Origin of the sequence: Methylocystis suflitae (assembly GCF_024448135.1) — a bacterium.
Lineage (GTDB): Bacteria > Pseudomonadota > Alphaproteobacteria > Rhizobiales > Beijerinckiaceae > Methylocystis > Methylocystis suflitae.
In genome coordinates, this window is the sequence record NZ_JAMRYX010000228.1 from 1 (window position 1) to 14,917 (window position 14,917).

The 14,917-nt window shown below is 61.9% G+C and carries 13 protein-coding genes, 1 tRNA gene and 1 pseudogene; 6 read left to right on the forward strand and 9 right to left on the reverse strand.

Going from position 1 to position 14,917, the window contains the following annotated elements; genetic code table 11:
* Positions 1 to 189: 189 nt before the first annotated feature.
* Positions 190 to 519 (reverse strand): TfoX/Sxy family protein, encoded by a 330-nt coding sequence (locus tag NEI07_RS17205; RefSeq protein ID WP_256036269.1) that lies wholly within the window; start codon positions 517 to 519, stop codon positions 190 to 192.
* 6 nt (positions 520 to 525) lie between these two features.
* Entirely contained in the window at positions 526 to 948 is a 423-nt protein-coding gene (locus NEI07_RS17210) for a GFA family protein (protein WP_256036270.1), read from the reverse strand.
* A gap of 82 nt (positions 949 to 1,030) precedes the next feature.
* On the opposite strand from NEI07_RS17210, the gene NEI07_RS17215 reads away from it, so the two are divergent.
* Positions 1,031 to 1,429, forward strand: coding sequence for a winged helix-turn-helix transcriptional regulator (locus NEI07_RS17215; protein WP_256036271.1), 399 nt, complete (start codon positions 1,031 to 1,033; stop codon positions 1,427 to 1,429).
* A gap of 16 nt (positions 1,430 to 1,445) precedes the next feature.
* Here NEI07_RS17215 and NEI07_RS17220 read toward each other — a convergent pair whose 3' ends face one another.
* The gene (locus tag NEI07_RS17220) at positions 1,446 to 3,320 is read right to left on the reverse strand and encodes an ABC-F family ATP-binding cassette domain-containing protein (RefSeq protein WP_256036272.1); all 1,875 of its coding nucleotides are present in this window, start codon (positions 3,318 to 3,320) and stop codon (positions 1,446 to 1,448) included.
* 139 nt (positions 3,321 to 3,459) lie between these two features.
* On the opposite strand from NEI07_RS17220, the gene NEI07_RS17225 reads away from it, so the two are divergent.
* Both NEI07_RS17225 and NEI07_RS17230 read left to right on the forward strand, forming a co-directional pair.
* Positions 3,460 to 3,535, forward strand: a tRNA-Glu gene (locus NEI07_RS17225).
* 379 nt (positions 3,536 to 3,914) lie between these two features.
* The gene (locus NEI07_RS17230; RefSeq protein ID WP_256036274.1) at positions 3,915 to 4,403 is read left to right on the forward strand and encodes an invasion associated locus B family protein; all 489 of its coding nucleotides are present in this window, start codon (positions 3,915 to 3,917) and stop codon (positions 4,401 to 4,403) included.
* A gap of 191 nt (positions 4,404 to 4,594) precedes the next feature.
* On the opposite strand, the gene NEI07_RS17235 is transcribed toward NEI07_RS17230, so the two are convergent.
* The 6 genes from NEI07_RS17235 to NEI07_RS17260 form a co-directional block, all read right to left on the reverse strand.
* Positions 4,595 to 5,719, reverse strand: coding sequence for a hypothetical protein (locus NEI07_RS17235; RefSeq protein ID WP_256036276.1), 1,125 nt, complete (start codon positions 5,717 to 5,719; stop codon positions 4,595 to 4,597).
* A 676-nt stretch (positions 5,720 to 6,395) separates the two neighbouring features.
* Complete coding sequence (locus tag NEI07_RS17240; protein ID WP_256036279.1) at positions 6,396 to 7,508, reverse strand: hypothetical protein; 1,113 nt, start codon at positions 7,506 to 7,508, stop codon at positions 6,396 to 6,398.
* A 123-nt stretch (positions 7,509 to 7,631) separates the two neighbouring features.
* Positions 7,632 to 8,219 carry an Isoquinoline 1-oxidoreductase subunit gene (locus tag NEI07_RS17245; RefSeq protein ID WP_256036281.1) on the reverse strand — a complete coding sequence of 196 codons (588 nt, stop codon included), beginning with the start codon at positions 8,217 to 8,219 and terminating at the stop codon, positions 7,632 to 7,634.
* 46 nt (positions 8,220 to 8,265) lie between these two features.
* Positions 8,266 to 8,766: a (2Fe-2S)-binding protein gene (locus NEI07_RS17250; protein WP_305123900.1), complete on the reverse strand. Its 501-nt coding sequence runs from the start codon at positions 8,764 to 8,766 to the stop codon at positions 8,266 to 8,268.
* Positions 8,767 to 8,777: 11 nt separating this feature from the next.
* Positions 8,778 to 11,600, reverse strand: a complete 2,823-nt coding sequence (locus tag NEI07_RS17255) for a xanthine dehydrogenase family protein molybdopterin-binding subunit (protein ID WP_256036288.1) — start codon at positions 11,598 to 11,600, stop codon at positions 8,778 to 8,780.
* 263 nt (positions 11,601 to 11,863) lie between these two features.
* The gene (locus NEI07_RS17260) at positions 11,864 to 13,099 is read right to left on the reverse strand and encodes a M48 family metallopeptidase (protein ID WP_256036284.1); all 1,236 of its coding nucleotides are present in this window, start codon (positions 13,097 to 13,099) and stop codon (positions 11,864 to 11,866) included.
* Positions 13,100 to 13,551: 452 nt separating this feature from the next.
* Between NEI07_RS17260 and NEI07_RS17265 the strand changes: the two genes are divergently transcribed.
* The 3 genes and pseudogenes from NEI07_RS17265 to NEI07_RS17275 all read left to right on the forward strand — a co-directional run.
* Positions 13,552 to 13,953 (forward strand): DUF423 domain-containing protein, encoded by a 402-nt coding sequence (locus tag NEI07_RS17265; protein WP_256036286.1) that lies wholly within the window; start codon positions 13,552 to 13,554, stop codon positions 13,951 to 13,953.
* A gap of 104 nt (positions 13,954 to 14,057) precedes the next feature.
* Positions 14,058 to 14,423, forward strand: a complete 366-nt coding sequence (locus tag NEI07_RS17270) for a response regulator (protein WP_232365934.1) — start codon at positions 14,058 to 14,060, stop codon at positions 14,421 to 14,423.
* Between the two features lie 168 nt (positions 14,424 to 14,591).
* Positions 14,592 to 14,917, forward strand: a pseudogene (locus tag NEI07_RS17275) (AsmA family protein); the annotation flags it as partial.

The window sequence follows — 14,917 nt, forward strand, 5'->3', positions numbered from 1 at the left end:
TGCGCGACGAGCTTCGCGTCACGGAGCGCGAAGTCATCGAGCAGGTCGCCGCCGCCGGCAGCATCCTGAAATTGAAGACGCGGCGCAGGCCGGAACGACGCAGAAATATTTTTGCCGGAGTCGCTGCGTCGCGTCCATCGTGGGCGGGGCTGAATAGAAAACTCGGCATTTTTGGCTGGTTGGGACGAACTATTTTGGCGGCAGCGTCTCAACAAAATCGACCGCGAATTGCGCGTAGCTGGAAAGCTGGGCATCGGTCCGAATGGCTTCGGGGAGTATCGTAGCCCATCCCTTCATAACCTTGCCCGTCAAATCCATGGGCTTGACGCCTTCGCGGGTCAGTAACTCCTTAGCTCGCGTTTCGCCGACACGAAGAATGAGATTCCTGTTGTGGACGCCGACGCACATGTTGCCGTTCAGAGTGAAGCAAACGCCGCCAAACATGCGGCGCGCTTCGACATGCCGGTGGTGCGCGAGAACAGCTCGTAGTCGTTCAACAAGAGCGGGGTCGGACGCCATTCGCGCCTAACCCTTCATCATGGGCGGCATTGTTTCGAAGCGCGGCAAATTTGTATCGGAGATATCCCAAGAAGCGCCGCGGCTCGCGTAAACGATCATTTGAGGTTTGAACACTTCGAGGTCGTCGAGGCTCGACGCCCTGAGGAAGATCAAATCGGGCATTGCGTCGTTTAGCGAATATATCGGTGCGCCGCAGCGAGGGCAGAAAGCGCGCGAGACCATATGCCCGCTGTCAGCCGGTTTGTCGTAGACGGTCACCTCCCCTGACATTGTCACAAAGGCGCGAGGAACGGCGAGATGCGAGCTATGACCCGTCCCGCTGCTCTTGCGGCAATCAGCGCACTGGCAATGACCGGACATGAGCGGATCGGCGTTGCATTCATAATGGACAGCGCCGCAAAGACAGCGGCCTTGGAAGGCTTCCGGCATTGGATTTCCTCCTCGATTGTGCGTTCATGCCGCACCAGATTAGATGAGTGACTTGTGATTCGCAAGTCACTATCAGCCAACGATGCGCGCCTTGAAAAAACTCAGGTCGGGATGCCCGATAGCCACCTCTCTCGATATTTTTGGCGACCGATGGACGCTTGTCATCATGCGCGATCTTGCAATGGGGAAAACGCGGTTTGGAGATTTTTCTCAATCCCCTGAACGCATCCCGACCAACGTGCTGACAGATCGACTCTTACGATTGGAGGAATTCGGCCTTATCGAGAAAAGCGCTTATCAAAAACATCCAATCCGGTACGACTATGCGGTGACGCAGAAGGGAGCCGAATTGCTGCCTGTGCTGCAAGCCGTTTGCAAATGGGCGAATAAGCATCTGCCAGACACATGGAAAACGCCGGACAAGTTTCTCTCACTGAAGCCGTCAGACCTCACGGTAAAAAAAACCAAAACCGGTGAGTAGGCTCTCGCCATATCAGTTAAACTTCCGCCTCCGCGGCGAGTTCCAGCCACTGTTCCTCAGCGGCGGCGAGCGCCTGTGCGAGCTCCTCGCGCTGCGACGCCAATCGCGCCGCCTCCTGCGGATTGCGCGCGAAGGCGTCGGGCGCGGCGAGCGCCTCGTCGACGCGGGCGAGAAGCTGCGCAAATTTCTCGACGCGCTCCTCGGCGGCGGCGAGCTTGCGCCGCGCCTGCCCGGCGTCGCGGCGCCTTGGCGCCTGCTGCTTTGCCGCCTCTTGCTTTGCCGCCTCTTGCGCCGGCGTCGCGAGCGCGCGCTTGGGCTCATCGTCGCGCGATTTTGAGAGCACCAGCCGCGCATAGTCGTCCATGTCGCCGTCAAACGCGCGCACGGTTCCGTCGTCGACCAGCCACAGGCGATCGGCGCAGGCCTCGAGCAGATAGCGGTCATGCGAGACCAGAACGACGGCGCCTTCATAATCATTGATCGCCTCGATCAGCGCGGCGCGACTGTCGATGTCGAGATGGTTCGTCGGCTCGTCGAGGATCAAAAGATGCGGCGCGTTGAAGGTGGCGACGCCGAGCAGCAGCCGCGCCTTCTCGCCTCCCGATAGCTTGGCGATAAGGGTTTCGGCGCGCGCCCCGGAAAATCCGGTCTGCGCCGCGCGGGCGCGAATGCGCGCCTCGGGAGCGCCCGGCATCAGCCGCGCGAAGACGGCGTAGGGCGTCTCGCTCTCGCTCAGTTCGTCGACCTGATGCTGCGCGAAAAATCCCGCCTCGAGCTTTGGCGCGCGCACCATCTCGCCGGCGCAGGCCGCCAGCCGCCCGCCGAGCAATTTGGCGAAGGTCGACTTGCCATTGCCATTGGCGCCGAGCAGGCCGATGCGATCGTCGTTTGAGATCGACAGCGTGAGCCGCGACAGAACGACCCGATCGCCATAGCCGACCGCCGCTTTCTCCAGCGCGATGATCGGCGGCGACAGCGGCTTCTCGGGCGAGGGCAAATGAATCGGCAGGACCGAATCGTCGACGATCGCCGCGATTGGCTCCATTTTGGCGAGAAGTTTGAGGCGCGACTGCGCCTGACGCGCCTTCGTCGCCTTGGAGCGGAAGCGATCGACGAAGGCCTGCAGATGTTTGCGCTGCTCTTCCTGCTTCTTGGCGCCCTTGACGGCGAGGAGCTGCGCCTCCCGCCGCTGCTTTTCGAAGGAGGAGTAGTCGCCCTTATAGAGCGTCAGCTTTCCCCGCTCGAGATGCAGAATATGAGTGGCCACGTCGTCGAGCAGATCGCGGTCATGGCTGATGACGACGACGCTCGCCGGATAGCGCGACAGATAATCGACGAGCCACAACGTGCCTTCGAGATCGAGATAATTGGTCGGCTCGTCGAGGAGCAGCAGGTCGGGCTGCGCGAACAGCACCGCCGCAAGCGCGACGCGCATGCGCCAGCCTCCGGAGAATTCCGACAGCGGCCGACGCTGCGCCGCGGCGTCGAAGCCCAGCCCGTGCAGAATCGCGGCGGCGCGGGCGGGCGCCGAATGGGCGTCGATGTCGGCGAGCCGCGTCTGAATGTCGGCGATGTCGTGCGCATCATGGGCGGCCTCGGCCCGCGCCAGCAGGTCGGCGCGCTCAAGGTCGGCCGCCAGCACGAAGTCGATCAGCGCCGTCGGACCGCCCGGCGCCTCCTGCTCGACGCGCCCAAGCCTTGTGCGGGCGGGAATCGAGATCGCGCCGCTTTCGGGGGCGATTTCGCCGCTGATCAGCCGGAACAGCGTGGTCTTGCCGGCGCCGTTACGGCCGACGAAGCCCGCGCGGGAGCGTCCCGGGAGGAACACCCCGGCGTGGTCGAACAGCAGCCGGCCGCCGAGCCGGTAGACGAGATCGTTGATCGTGAGCATTGCTGCGATGCTTTAGGGCCTCGCCCGAAGGGGCGCAAACGCGGCCAAGCGCGGCGATCTGGCGCCGCGGTCGGCCTTGTCTTGCGCCGCCCGCGCCTCTATACACGCCCTCGCGCCGCCGCAATGCGGCCGCGCAGCCGCGCCCATCGTCTAGAGGCCTAGGACGTCGCCCTTTCACGGCGAAAACAGGGGTTCGAATCCCCTTGGGCGCGCCAATAAATCCAATATCTTACGACTGAAGCTTGCCGGCGACTGGCGCGCGCGCCCAACATTTCCCGATAAGCGTCGCTGGACGCCAGCGACAGCGCCGTCCAACCCAATTCCCTGGCCTATCGTTTTGGTCGAACAGAAGATCGAAAATGCACCCTCGCCCTCCGACGATCGCGGATTATGCGCTGAGGGGCATCCAAGGGCCTCATCTTCATCGATCTGCCGAGGACGCGCCGCTACGTCTGCCGGGAATGCGGCGCCAGGAAGGGGCCGGTCGCGCCAGACTGGCCGCCGTATCGGGCGAGCCTTTATTCGTGCGAGGCTAAGGCGGGCGCGTCGGACATGAGAATTCAAGGCACTCGAATGCAATGCAACAGAAGGTCATTGGTTAGCGTTCTCGCCTGTCTGGCGTTCGCTCACTTTTTAACGGGCGCGGCGCGAGCGCAGCAGCCTGAAACAAAAAAATTTGGCGCTTGGGAAATGCAGTGCTCGCCGTCCACAAATAACGTCAAGCTATGCGCGTTGGTCCAAAAGGCGGCGTCGGAGGAACAGCCGAATGTCGGCTTAATGGTGGCTGTCAAAAAAGCGGCCGACACGCCCAATGGCGTGATCCAAATTTTCGCGCCGCTGGGAACTTTCTTGCTGGAGGGCGTGGGGATCAAAGTCGACGAGGTTGAATTCCCCAAGCTGCCATTCTTCAGATGCACTCAAATTGCCTGTGCTGCGCAAGGCCCTATCAGCAACGACCTGATGAGCAAGATGCTCAACGGCAAAAATTTGCTGATGACAATTTACGTTAATCCCGGCGAGGGACTTCGCCATATATTCGCTCTCGATGGCTTTAAAGACGGCTACAATGCGCTGCCGCAGTGAAAGCCGAAGGCATGTGCGGCCCGCTTTACGCAGCATTTATCCTGGGAAGAGCTCCCGCGCCTCGCCGACTTGATCAGGACAGCCGCGGAATCTGGCGCCACGCCGACAACGCCTCACTTGTCAGAGAAGAGCCGTCGGACCTTTCGCTAGGTTCTGACGGCCCTGAATGTGAGTGTCGCCACTGCGGCTGATTAAATGTATTCCACCGAGAACTTCATCGTCACAGTGAATGCGAAATTGTCGCCGGGAGCCGGAGAGGCCCCCAGAACTTGCGTTTCATCGCTGACCTTCTCCCGAGCAAAGCCAACCGGGAATTTGATATTACTGTCCGCGTTCCAGGCCTTTTCATCGGACTCCAAAAAGCCGTCGAATTCGGTTCCCCAGACTTCGATTGTGACCGGCAAACCGCGCGGGGGCACTCGCTTGGGTCCGATCACACAATGAAATTCAGCAGGAAGGTCAAAATTTCTTTTATCAGGCTTGGTGTCGTCAACGTCTTCATTATTGTATTTGAAACGCGCCACATCGCTATCATCTTCTTTCACGGCGATGTTGAATTCGGCCTGGCTTGAGTTCATGGGATCGCCGTCGTTTTGGACATGCAATTTGGGAAATTCAAGGCTCACCTTGCGTTGAAGGGTCGTGAATTGCTCGATCGGCAACACCTGCCACCGCCCCTTGGCGTCGCTGAGGCGAACCACTGCGAAGTATGAGTTGCCGGGCGCCAGCGGCACGGCCTCAACATCGTGAAAAGCTGCAAACGGATTGGCCAACGTCGCCACCGGCTTATCGAAAAACGGAACCCCATAGGCTTCGTATTCCGGCTTATTTAGCCCGACCTGCAATTTGAGGAAGGTGCGTTCAGATCCAGTCGCAATTTTGCGTAGGAAGAAGGTCCCGCCAACCAGCGAGCCCTGATCGGTAATCCAGTCCTGATTGCCGCTGTCCCTGAGAAGACCGGCGATGGTGATGATTGCTGGCTGGCTTCCTCGACCGTGATCTGACAGGGCGACCGGCGCAAACTCTTCTGCGACAGCATATTGAAGGAGCTGGCCCGCAATGATTGGGTCTGACTCGAATGAGCCGCTCTGTTCGGCAATTTGAGCCTGTTTGGCGGTGCGCGCTCGGCTCTTAGCTACGAGGTCGACCTTTTTCCAGCTCTGCGGAATTCCTGGATCAGCGCTGGTCCCGATGTAACGTTGAAACATTACCAAAGGCCGGTCGTTGAAATCATATACGATAGTTGTCGTGTCGCTGATAACGCCATTATTGGGATCTAGAAAGACAGTATCGGGCCTTGCTTCAAACCTGAACATGACCAATCTCCATTTGATGAAAACAACAGCCTAGGCATATGGGTGAGATCTGGCGCTGTCCGTGCGACCGCGCACGCGCGCTCTTGCGGACGTCGCCGGACAAGTTGCAGGAAGGATTCGCGCTCAACAGCCGCGCGATTCAACTGCGCGCTCGCTTGCTCGACTCCACTCGGGCGCTATCTCCGTACATCTGCGCCTGAATGACGTTTCACGTGGAGGGTGGGATGAAGCCTCTCTTTGCACTCGCGATTGCAACCGCGCTATCAGGCGCGAGCTTCTTGGCTTTCACGAGCGCCACCGAAGCGGCCCCCTTCTCGGTTTTAGAAATCATGCGGCCCCTTCTGACGCCAGTGCAATATGGGCCCTACCGTCAGTACGATCCCTCGCAGCGGTACAGCCCGCACACGCGCCAGAATTCAATCGCCGGCAGAGCAGCCTTTTGCCGCTGCCTCCCCTATTCTGCTGGGGCAAAAAGACTGGTTTGCCGCTACCCCGGAAGGCCGACCACCGTTCAAATCGTCGATCGCTGCTACTAAATTGGGCCGACCTCCGGCGCGTGTCGCCGCCTGCGTACCGCTCTCGAGGGGAAGCAGAGCGGCAAAAGGGAGCGCAACTCCGACGATAAGGCCAAACTCAGGAATATTTCGCGCCGTGATCGCGGCTGCGGGGTTCAGATTCACGGAAGATCGCTCAAGCTCTTCGCGCCGGGCCCGGGCGTGATCAGCGTCGGCCATTGACGCGAGCCGAACGGCACTTGCGGCGGCAGGACCACATTCATCTTGCGCTTCGCGTCTTCGTCGATGATCGCCTGCCGCGCGTCTCCGCCCATCAATTCGAAATCCATGAGATGGTAGTCGCCGAAAAAGGCGGCGCCAACGGATCGGTCGGCGATGATGCGCGTCAGCGAGTCCAGCATGTCGTCGGGCGTCGTGGTGAATGATATTGTCTCGATCAGCATCAAGCGATCATTGATGGCCTCAGGGCCGAAGAACTGCGCCAGCACGCTGAACAGGACGTTGTTCTGCCGGGCCACGTAGATCGTGTTGCTGGCCGCATAGGTTTTGTCCCAGTCGGCGCCAAGCATCTCTTTCCAGCCGCCGACGACATCCATCCAATGCGCGACCTGGGTTTGCGCCGCCCAGGCGATGTTTTTCTTCAGCAGCGGCGACTGCGTCTTGGCGAATTTTTGCAGGCCTTCCGCTGAGATCGCATTGTTTTTCAGGCACTCGTCCATGAACGCGATATTGTTTCGCAGAATGCTTCGATTGTTTGTTCGCCAGTCTTTTTGCATTCCGCTCGCGTCAAGCGTGTCGAGCGCAGATTGCATGCGGCTCCTATACGCCGCCAATGCGGCGCGCCATGTCGTGTCCTTGGGACTGTTCAGATACGGAACGACGACTTCGGCTAACGCCATGGTGCTGTGGCCAACCGATTTCAGCAACTGATAGACGATCGGCGCCTGCGGCGCCTCAATCGGCGCCATGCCTGGGCGATAAAGGATAAATCGCCCGCCGGCGCCGGAAAACAGTCCGAGAATGACCGGATGCTTGGCGAGGATGTTTTTCTTGAAGATCTGTGCGGCGTCGCCGTACAGCTGGAACATCGTCGTATTCAGCTGCAGTAGATTTTTGTTGGCGATGTCGGCGGGGCTGGCTGTCTCGACGCCGACAAGTCCTGTGAAGTAGCTTGGCAACTCCGTCGCGCACGCGGACGAAGCCGATAATCCAAAGACGACAACCGACGACAGCAGCTTGCGGAGTCCGCTCGTCGTGAGCGTGGTGGGCATCATGAGACTCTCCAGTTCGATGAGGACAGCATAGGCGCGGCGTGGACGGCCAACTGTGTCGATAATTGATGCGGTGTGTCGTGTGATCGCCTCACCGGAAGGCGCGCAGGGTTCGCTTATCCTCCACTATTTCGGGCACACTGCCCCGGTGTTGATCCAAGCCTCGACGAGCGCCCCCGCCTCCTTCTGCGTTCCCGGCGCGGGCTGGCGGCCAAATCCTGGCGACCAAGCCCAACCTACGAGCGTGTCCTCGCCAATGTGACGCGCAAGCGCATCCAGAGAACGGCCGCCATTGCGCGCCTGATCTTTGATCTGCGCACAGATCTCACCGAGCGTTTTGCCTTCCCAGCCCATCACGCGCGGCGCGAGACGCCATTCGTGATGACCGGGAACGCGGCCGGGCTCGAAATTGGCGTCCTGATGGCAGATCGGACAGCGCATCGCCGGGAGGCCACGGCCATCGGGTCCTCGTTCCACTGGCGGCTGGTGAATCCGGCCCAGTTCACCCTGATGCGGACGATCGCCGGCGGGATGGCAATTGACGCAGCGTGGACTGGTCAGGACTTTGCCGAGTTCGGTAAACAAAGCCGCGGACCGCGTCGCGGCGTCGCCGATGCCGGCGAATGTTTCTGGCGTAGCGAGCGTCGCCGATCGGCTGTCGGACATCGCGCATGTCATCAGCCCCACGGCCGCTGCGAGAACCGCAAATTTCATCTTCGGTCCCCCTCCTGCGCCGCACTCCTGCGAAACGCCGTTTTCGCTACGTCAGATATCGTCCCGGATCGGCGAGAATGACGTCGCGCACCGCCTCGTGATACTTGATGTAGCCCGTGCACCGGCACAGATGGCCGTCAAACGCGTCAGCGATCGTTTTCTCGAGATCGGCGCGCGCCACCGGCGTCTTCGCCAGACGCTCGAGCAGGACCTGTCCCTCGTTCAAGAAGCCGGCTGTGCAATAACCGCATTGGAACGCGAAATGATCAATGAACGATCTTTGCAGCGCAGTGAGCTCGCCGTTCGTCGCATGGCCTTCCACGGTCCGAATGGATTTCCCATTGAAGCTCGCCGCCGGAACGATGCAGGTTGGACTGGTGTGGCTCGTCCCGTCCGGATCGTCGATGATCACTGCGCAACTGAGGCACTGCCCGGCGCCGCAGCCAAATTTGGTGCCGGTGAGTCCGAGGCGCTCGCGCAAAAAATCATTCATGGTCAGCTCGTCGCGCACCGTCACCGGGCCGTATGCGCGCCCATTGATCCTCATGCGCACAGTCGTCACGTGAGCGCTCCCTTGAGCATTTGTTGAGTCACCGGCAAGGCCTGGAAGCGCCGCCCGGTCGCGTCGAAGATCGCATTCAACAGCGCGGGAACGATGGGAATCATGACGACCTCAGCCATGCCCTTTGGCGGATCGTTCGGCAGCGGGGGCAACACTTCGATCTCGAGTCCCTGCAAAGGCAGGTCCGACCCGCGCGCAATCAGGTATTGCCCAAGATTCCACTGCCCATTGCCGGGTCCGTCTTCATAAAGCGGCAGCGATTCGAGCAGCGCGTAGCCGACGCCCATCGCGAAACCGCCCTGCGCCTGGCCAAGAACGATTTCGGGCGTCAGCGCGCGACCGCATTCGAGGACAGTATATGCCCTGTCGATGCGCAAGGCGCCGGTGGCGCGCTCAATTTCGACACGGACCAGCGCGCCGCACAGCGATGTGTAGGAGGTCCCGATCCGGTTGAATACGGTGGGCGGGTATTTTACGTCGGCGCGATCTAAGCGAACGAATTTTCCTGAGCCTTTTCGCACCGCCAGCGCATCGATTTCCGCCGTCCACGCTTGTCCGCCGATCGCAAAGGTCGCTTTCGACCACGCCCACCGAGAGAAGCTGTGCGCCATCGCCGCGGTCACGCCTTTGCGCGCATGGGCCCTTGCGGCGATCTCCGATAGCGGCAAAGGTCTCAACTCCGGCATCGTGAGCCGCCCCTGCTCCCAACGCGCCGCCTCCCATCTCGCGGCTCTCGGATCGGTTGGCGCGAGTCCCCACAATTCGAGCGCCGCTGGCCACAAGCCGAACCGGAAGATGACGCGGGCCGCTTCGGACGCCGAATGAGTCCCGACGTGCGCGCCAATCGAGGAACTGGTTGGCGAACTGATCGCCGGAACCCAACGTGGATTGCGTTGCGCGGCGTCCTGCGTCGCCTGGTCCATCGTGTAAGGGTCGCCGGTGGTGACGAGCCCGAGCGCGCCGAAACGGTCGACTTCCGCGACGGCGACTTCGTCGGCGACGGCGCCGAGATGGGCCGCCACCCGGTTCGCAAGCGCCGTCCCTATGCCGTTACCCATCTCGACGTGATCGCAGCGGATGGAGATCCGACCCTCTGGGTCGACTTCAACTAACGACAATGAAGCGTCGGCTCCACTGCCGTAATCCTTGGTGACGCAAGCCACGCCCGTGCCGACAACGCTCCCTGCGCGCCGTCCACGCGCCTTCTCTTCGGCGCGGTGTCGCCAGATCGCATGCTGTTCCAGTCGGTCCAAGATCTCGGGCGTGCGAACCACGACGTCATAGGTGTTCCCCGCCATTGTCCGACCGCCGGTCCTCAGCGCGTTGCGGCGGCGGAATTCGATCGGATCGATCGCCAGCGTCGACGCCGCCTCGTCGATCAACACTTCCAGCGCCGTCATCGTCTGCAGCGTGCCATAGCCCCGCATCGACCCTGCCGTCACGCCGCGTGAATGCAGCGCGACGGTGGTGACGTCGACTTTTGGAACGTCGTAGATGCCTATCGCGGCGTTTGCGGAAACGGCCGCCACGCTGGCCGAATAATTGGCGAGGCCGCCGCCATCCAGCACATGGTCAGCGGCGAAGGCGGAAATTTTGCCTGTCGCTCGATCAACGCCGATGCGCGTGTGGATCTTGAATGCATGCCGCTTAATTCCGCCCTGGAACTGCTGATAGCGATCTTGGGCGAGCCGCACGGGGCGACGAAGGAACATCGCCGCCAGCGCGACGTAAAGCGGGAACGGCGTGTGGTCGCGCCCGCCAAATCCGCCGCCCATATAAGCGAAATGCGCATTGATATGCGCCGGCTTGAAGTTGGCGCGGGCGTTGCCCAGCAGAGTTGCGACTGAGGTTGCGGCGTCGTACGGCGACTGCACGCCGAGCACGAGCTCCAGGTTTTTGCGATCGGCGTCATACCAAGCGAGACCGCATTCCGGCTCGAGAAACATTGGATCAACGGATTGGGTCTCGAATTCGCGGTCGAGAACGAGAAGGCTTGGAGCGTTGGCGTCAAGTTCGGCGCGGATCTGTTCGCCGTAGCTCGCCGCACTGGCGTAGGCGGCCCCTGTCGGCACGGGGAGCCGCGCCCATATTGGCCCGCCCCCGTCTTGAAAGAACCCTGGACTGACCCAGCCATCCTTGACCGGCGAGCAAACGTCGGGCGCGTCAGGCGTCGCGCCGGCGACGCGCGTGAATCGAAACGCGCCGTAATCGCGCTCGACGACGGGACCGGTTTCGGCGCCGAATTTCAGGAGCGCTTCATTGCGTAACGCCAGCCGCGCCTGATCGAAAGCGTCGAAGCTTTCATAGATCAACAGAGCCGCCGGCTGACCGAGATACAAGGGCGTCTTGCCCACCGGGCAGAACAGGTCGCCGGTATAAAATTTAGGAACGCGAGCGCCGATGCGCGCGAGATCAGCTGCGGTGACTATCACGGAGGGTTTCAAAGCGCCGCTCAAGCGCGTGAGATCGACACCCTCGTAGATGTGCATGGCGTTCGCCGTCCGGATGAGCATGGCGTGCGCGGTATGCGCCGGCCATCCCGGGAGATCCGCGGCGCGGAAATCGGACGCGTACAGCTTCGCCCCTGTGACTTTGGCGACTCCATCAATCCGACCCGCGCCCGTGGCGGCCGGATTCCAGCGTTGTCTTCCGGGCAGCGTCTCGCGTGCGGCGAATCCAGGTTCATTTGCTAGGGCGAGACGCGACAGGCTGAGCGCAATGCCGCTCGCGGTGACCAATTTGGCGAACTCGCGTCGAGAAGCCTTCACGCTCCGACCTCTTGGCTCCGCCTCGGCGACCGCCAACGGCGATGCTTTCATTCGCATGGGCATAGACCGCCGGCAAGCTCGGCGCGCCGCGCCCTGGTCTTTACAGGCGCTGATCGGTCGGACATCGACCGACAAATTGACGATGAAGTCGCCGTAAGCGCTTTGCGCGATTGGGCTCTAGGTAACCGCATCGCAACGCCATCGCGCCGCCCGACAAGTCAGTCGTCGTTCACTGGGACGGCGTTATCGCAGTCGTCGATCACAGTGAAGGATCGCCGCCGTGACGACGTCGCGGCTATCGGGCTCCGCGCCCGCTACGCCGCGGCGCGCAGTTGGGCGACCCGCACCGGCACGGGCGGATGCGAGAAATAGAAGGTGGCGTAGAGCGGGTCGGGCGTCAGCGTTGCGAGGTTGTCGCGCGTCAGCCGCGTCAGGGCCGAGATCATCGGCTCCTTGCCGACGATATCGCGGGCGAAGGCGTCGGCTTCGAACTCCGCCCGGCGCGACCGCCACGCGAGCAAGGGCGACAGGACATGCGAGATCGGCTCTCGCGCAAGCAGCAGCGCGACGAGCACCACGCCGGGGTCGTTCGGCAGGCCGAACCAGCCGGCGAAGACATCCGAGCCGAAGGCCCACCACAGCACCGCGAAACCGATGAAGGCGATCGCGGCCGCCAGCGCCAGCATCTGCCGCACATGGCCGAATTTGAAGTGGCCAAGTTCATGCGCGAGAATCGATTCGATCTCGTCGGGCGAATGTTTCTCGAGCAGCGTGTCGAAAAAGACGATGCGCTTGGCTTTGCCGAAGCCGCTGAAATAAGCGTTGCCATGCGTGGAGCGCGTTGAGGCGTCCATCACAAAAAGGCCTTTCGACTCGAAGCCGCATCTGGCGAGCAGCGCCTCCATACGTTGCTTCATGGCGCCGTCTTCAAGCGGCGAAAATTTATTAAAGAGCGGCGCGATGACCGTCGGATAGAGCACCGTCATCGCAATCGCGATGGCGATGAAGGCGACATAGGCGATGAGCCACCATGTGTCGGGAGCGGCGCCCAGAAGCCAGAACATGCCAAAGAGCAAGGGCGTCGAAATGGCGAGTTCCAGCGCGCCAGACTTTGCTTGGTCGATGAGAAACTTTTGCGGCGTCAGCCGATTGAATCCGAACCTTTCTTCGAGCCAGAAGGCGCGCGCCGCGGCGAAGGGCATGTCGATCAAACTGCCGATCACGCCAAAAACGAGAACGAAAAGAACGCTGCGAACAAGGCCAGGTTCGACGAAGGCGGCGATCGCCGCATAAAGCGGCGCGAGCCCCAGCGCCAGCCACGCGATAGAAATTGCGGCGTCGAAAATCATTTCCGCGACAGAAAATTCTGTTTTTGCGATCGTATATTCGGCGGCGCGGCGATGATCGTCGAGCGTGACTTCCTGCGCGAAATCCGCCGGCACCTGATCGCGATGGGCGTCTACCGTCGCCATCTGCCGCATGCGCAGATACACGCCAAGGCCGGCGGAGGCGGCGATCGCCAGACAAATCACGACGCCCATTGCGCTCATTCTTCTCTCCCGCAAACTTTCATGCGGCAATATAGGAAAGCGCGGCCTGCTTTGCGAGAGCGCCGCCTTATGTCGCCGCTGAGCGGGGCCGCCGTGCGCTCGCGATAACGCTCATCTCATGTTTCATGCAGAGGAGGTCTTCTCCTGACCGTCGCATGGACGAAAGCCTGGACACGGTTGATGTCGTTGGCGCTTCGGCCTGACCGCGACCTCGGCGCGCTGCTTGGGCGCGCTGTTTGAAAGCGCGATCTCGCCTCGCGGCGGGTGCGCGACTTCGCTCTCGGCGCAAAGACGCGCGCGACAGCGATCCATCTGCGATACGACGAAGGGGTCAATCCGCCATGAGACCGCTGGTCGAGCCCGCTCGAGGTCTATAATTTGGCGATCACGCCTGCGACTCTCTTTAAGGCTGAGAGCGTCGTCTAGCGGAGGACGCGAAACGGAGTGCGCCATTGAGACTGTCGTTCGCCATCGCGACTATCGCCGCTCTTCAAGGAGCGGCTGGGGTGTCTCTCGCCGCCGCCGCGGCCCATGCCGACGCGAGTCCCTTTCTCGCGACGGCAAGCCAATTTCTCATGATCCACGCCGCCGCCGGCGTCGGCCTCGCGGCGCTTATCCGCTCGACGCCGAAACCGAGGGCGAATTGGCTCGCCGCTATCGCGCTGGCGCTCCAGGCCGGGGTCACGCTGTTCGCGGGCGACCTTGGCGCCCGGGTGTTTTTATCGGGGAAGCTGTTTCCTTTCGCCGCGCCGATCGGCGGCGGACTGACGATCCTGAGCTGGTGCGCTCTCGCCGTCTGGGCGGCGTTCGCCATGTTCGCAGCAAATTCGCTGCAAAAGCCGCCCGCAAGCTAGACAACTGCGGCATTCCGCCCCACCATTTATTCATGTCGGTTTCCAGCTCCGGCCTTTCGTCCTCGGCCGCTCAAAGCGATGACTCCCAACGCACGAGCGATCCTTTGCTCGGGCGACGGCTGCTGATTGTCGAAGACGATCCCTATATCGCGCTGGCGCTGGAAGAGACGCTCGCGGAATTCGGCTTAGTTATCGCGGGGATGGCGCGCAGCGTCGACGAAGCGGTGCGGCTATCCCGCGAGGACGGAGTCGATTTGGCCTTGCTCGACGTCAATATCGGCCACGAAAAGATCGATCCGGTCGCCGACGCGCTCGCCGCCCGCGGCTGTCCCTTCATTTTCACGACGGGGTGCGGGCGCGCGGGGCTGCCCGAGGCGCATCTTGAGCACGCCATGGTCGAGAAACCGTTCTACGTCGAAGAGATCCTGACCGCGCTTCGCAGCGAACTGTCGCGCGCCGAAGAGCGCTAGGGTCGGCGTTTCGCCACTATATCGCCGCCCTTGGCCGCGACAAGCGACGTCTCAAGACTCGCTTCAGGGAGCACGCGGCTGCAGCCCTCCGCCATAACCGACAAGCCCTCCGCATCGCTGAGAGCGCGCCGCCCTTCAGGCGCTGCGCTTCGGCTATTGGCGACGGCCTTGGCGGCGGGAGCGGCCCTGGCGGCGATCGCCGCCGTCGTTGCGCCGTGGCTTTTCTCTCCCGGCGCTCTCATGGACGCTGTCGCCGACCAGCTCCAAGGCTCTTCGGGGCTTTATGTCGCCGCGCGCGGCCGAACGAGCTTCTCGCTCTTTCCGCGCCCAAGCATCGCGGTCGAAGGCGTCGCCTTCGCCGACCGCAATGGCGCGCTGCTCATCGAATCGAGCGAGCTGCGCGGCGACGTCGACGTTCTGCCGCTGATCGCCGGACGCCTCAGAGTCGCGTCGGTGAAGCTCGTGCGGCCGCGCGCCCACATTGATCTTGACAG

Coding starts and splice junctions, on each gene's coding strand:
- NEI07_RS17205 (WP_256036269.1), bottom strand. CDS start 519: ATGGCGTCCGACCCCGCTCTTGTTGAACGACTACGAGCTGTTCTCGCG.
- NEI07_RS17240 (WP_256036279.1), bottom strand. CDS start 7,508: ATGATGCCCACCACGCTCACGACGAGCGGACTCCGCAAGCTGCTGTCG.
- NEI07_RS17255 (WP_256036288.1), bottom strand. CDS start 11,600: ATGAAAGCATCGCCGTTGGCGGTCGCCGAGGCGGAGCCAAGAGGTCGG.
- NEI07_RS17220 (WP_256036272.1), bottom strand. CDS start 3,320: ATGCTCACGATCAACGATCTCGTCTACCGGCTCGGCGGCCGGCTGCTG.
- NEI07_RS17250 (WP_305123900.1), bottom strand. CDS start 8,766: ATGAGGATCAATGGGCGCGCATACGGCCCGGTGACGGTGCGCGACGAG.
- NEI07_RS17210 (WP_256036270.1), bottom strand. CDS start 948: ATGCCGGAAGCCTTCCAAGGCCGCTGTCTTTGCGGCGCTGTCCATTAT.
- NEI07_RS17260 (WP_256036284.1), bottom strand. CDS start 13,099: ATGAGCGCAATGGGCGTCGTGATTTGTCTGGCGATCGCCGCCTCCGCC.
- NEI07_RS17215 (WP_256036271.1), top strand. CDS start 1,031: ATGCGCGCCTTGAAAAAACTCAGGTCGGGATGCCCGATAGCCACCTCT.
- NEI07_RS17245 (WP_256036281.1), bottom strand. CDS start 8,219: ATGAAATTTGCGGTTCTCGCAGCGGCCGTGGGGCTGATGACATGCGCG.
- NEI07_RS17235 (WP_256036276.1), bottom strand. CDS start 5,719: ATGTTCAGGTTTGAAGCAAGGCCCGATACTGTCTTTCTAGATCCCAAT.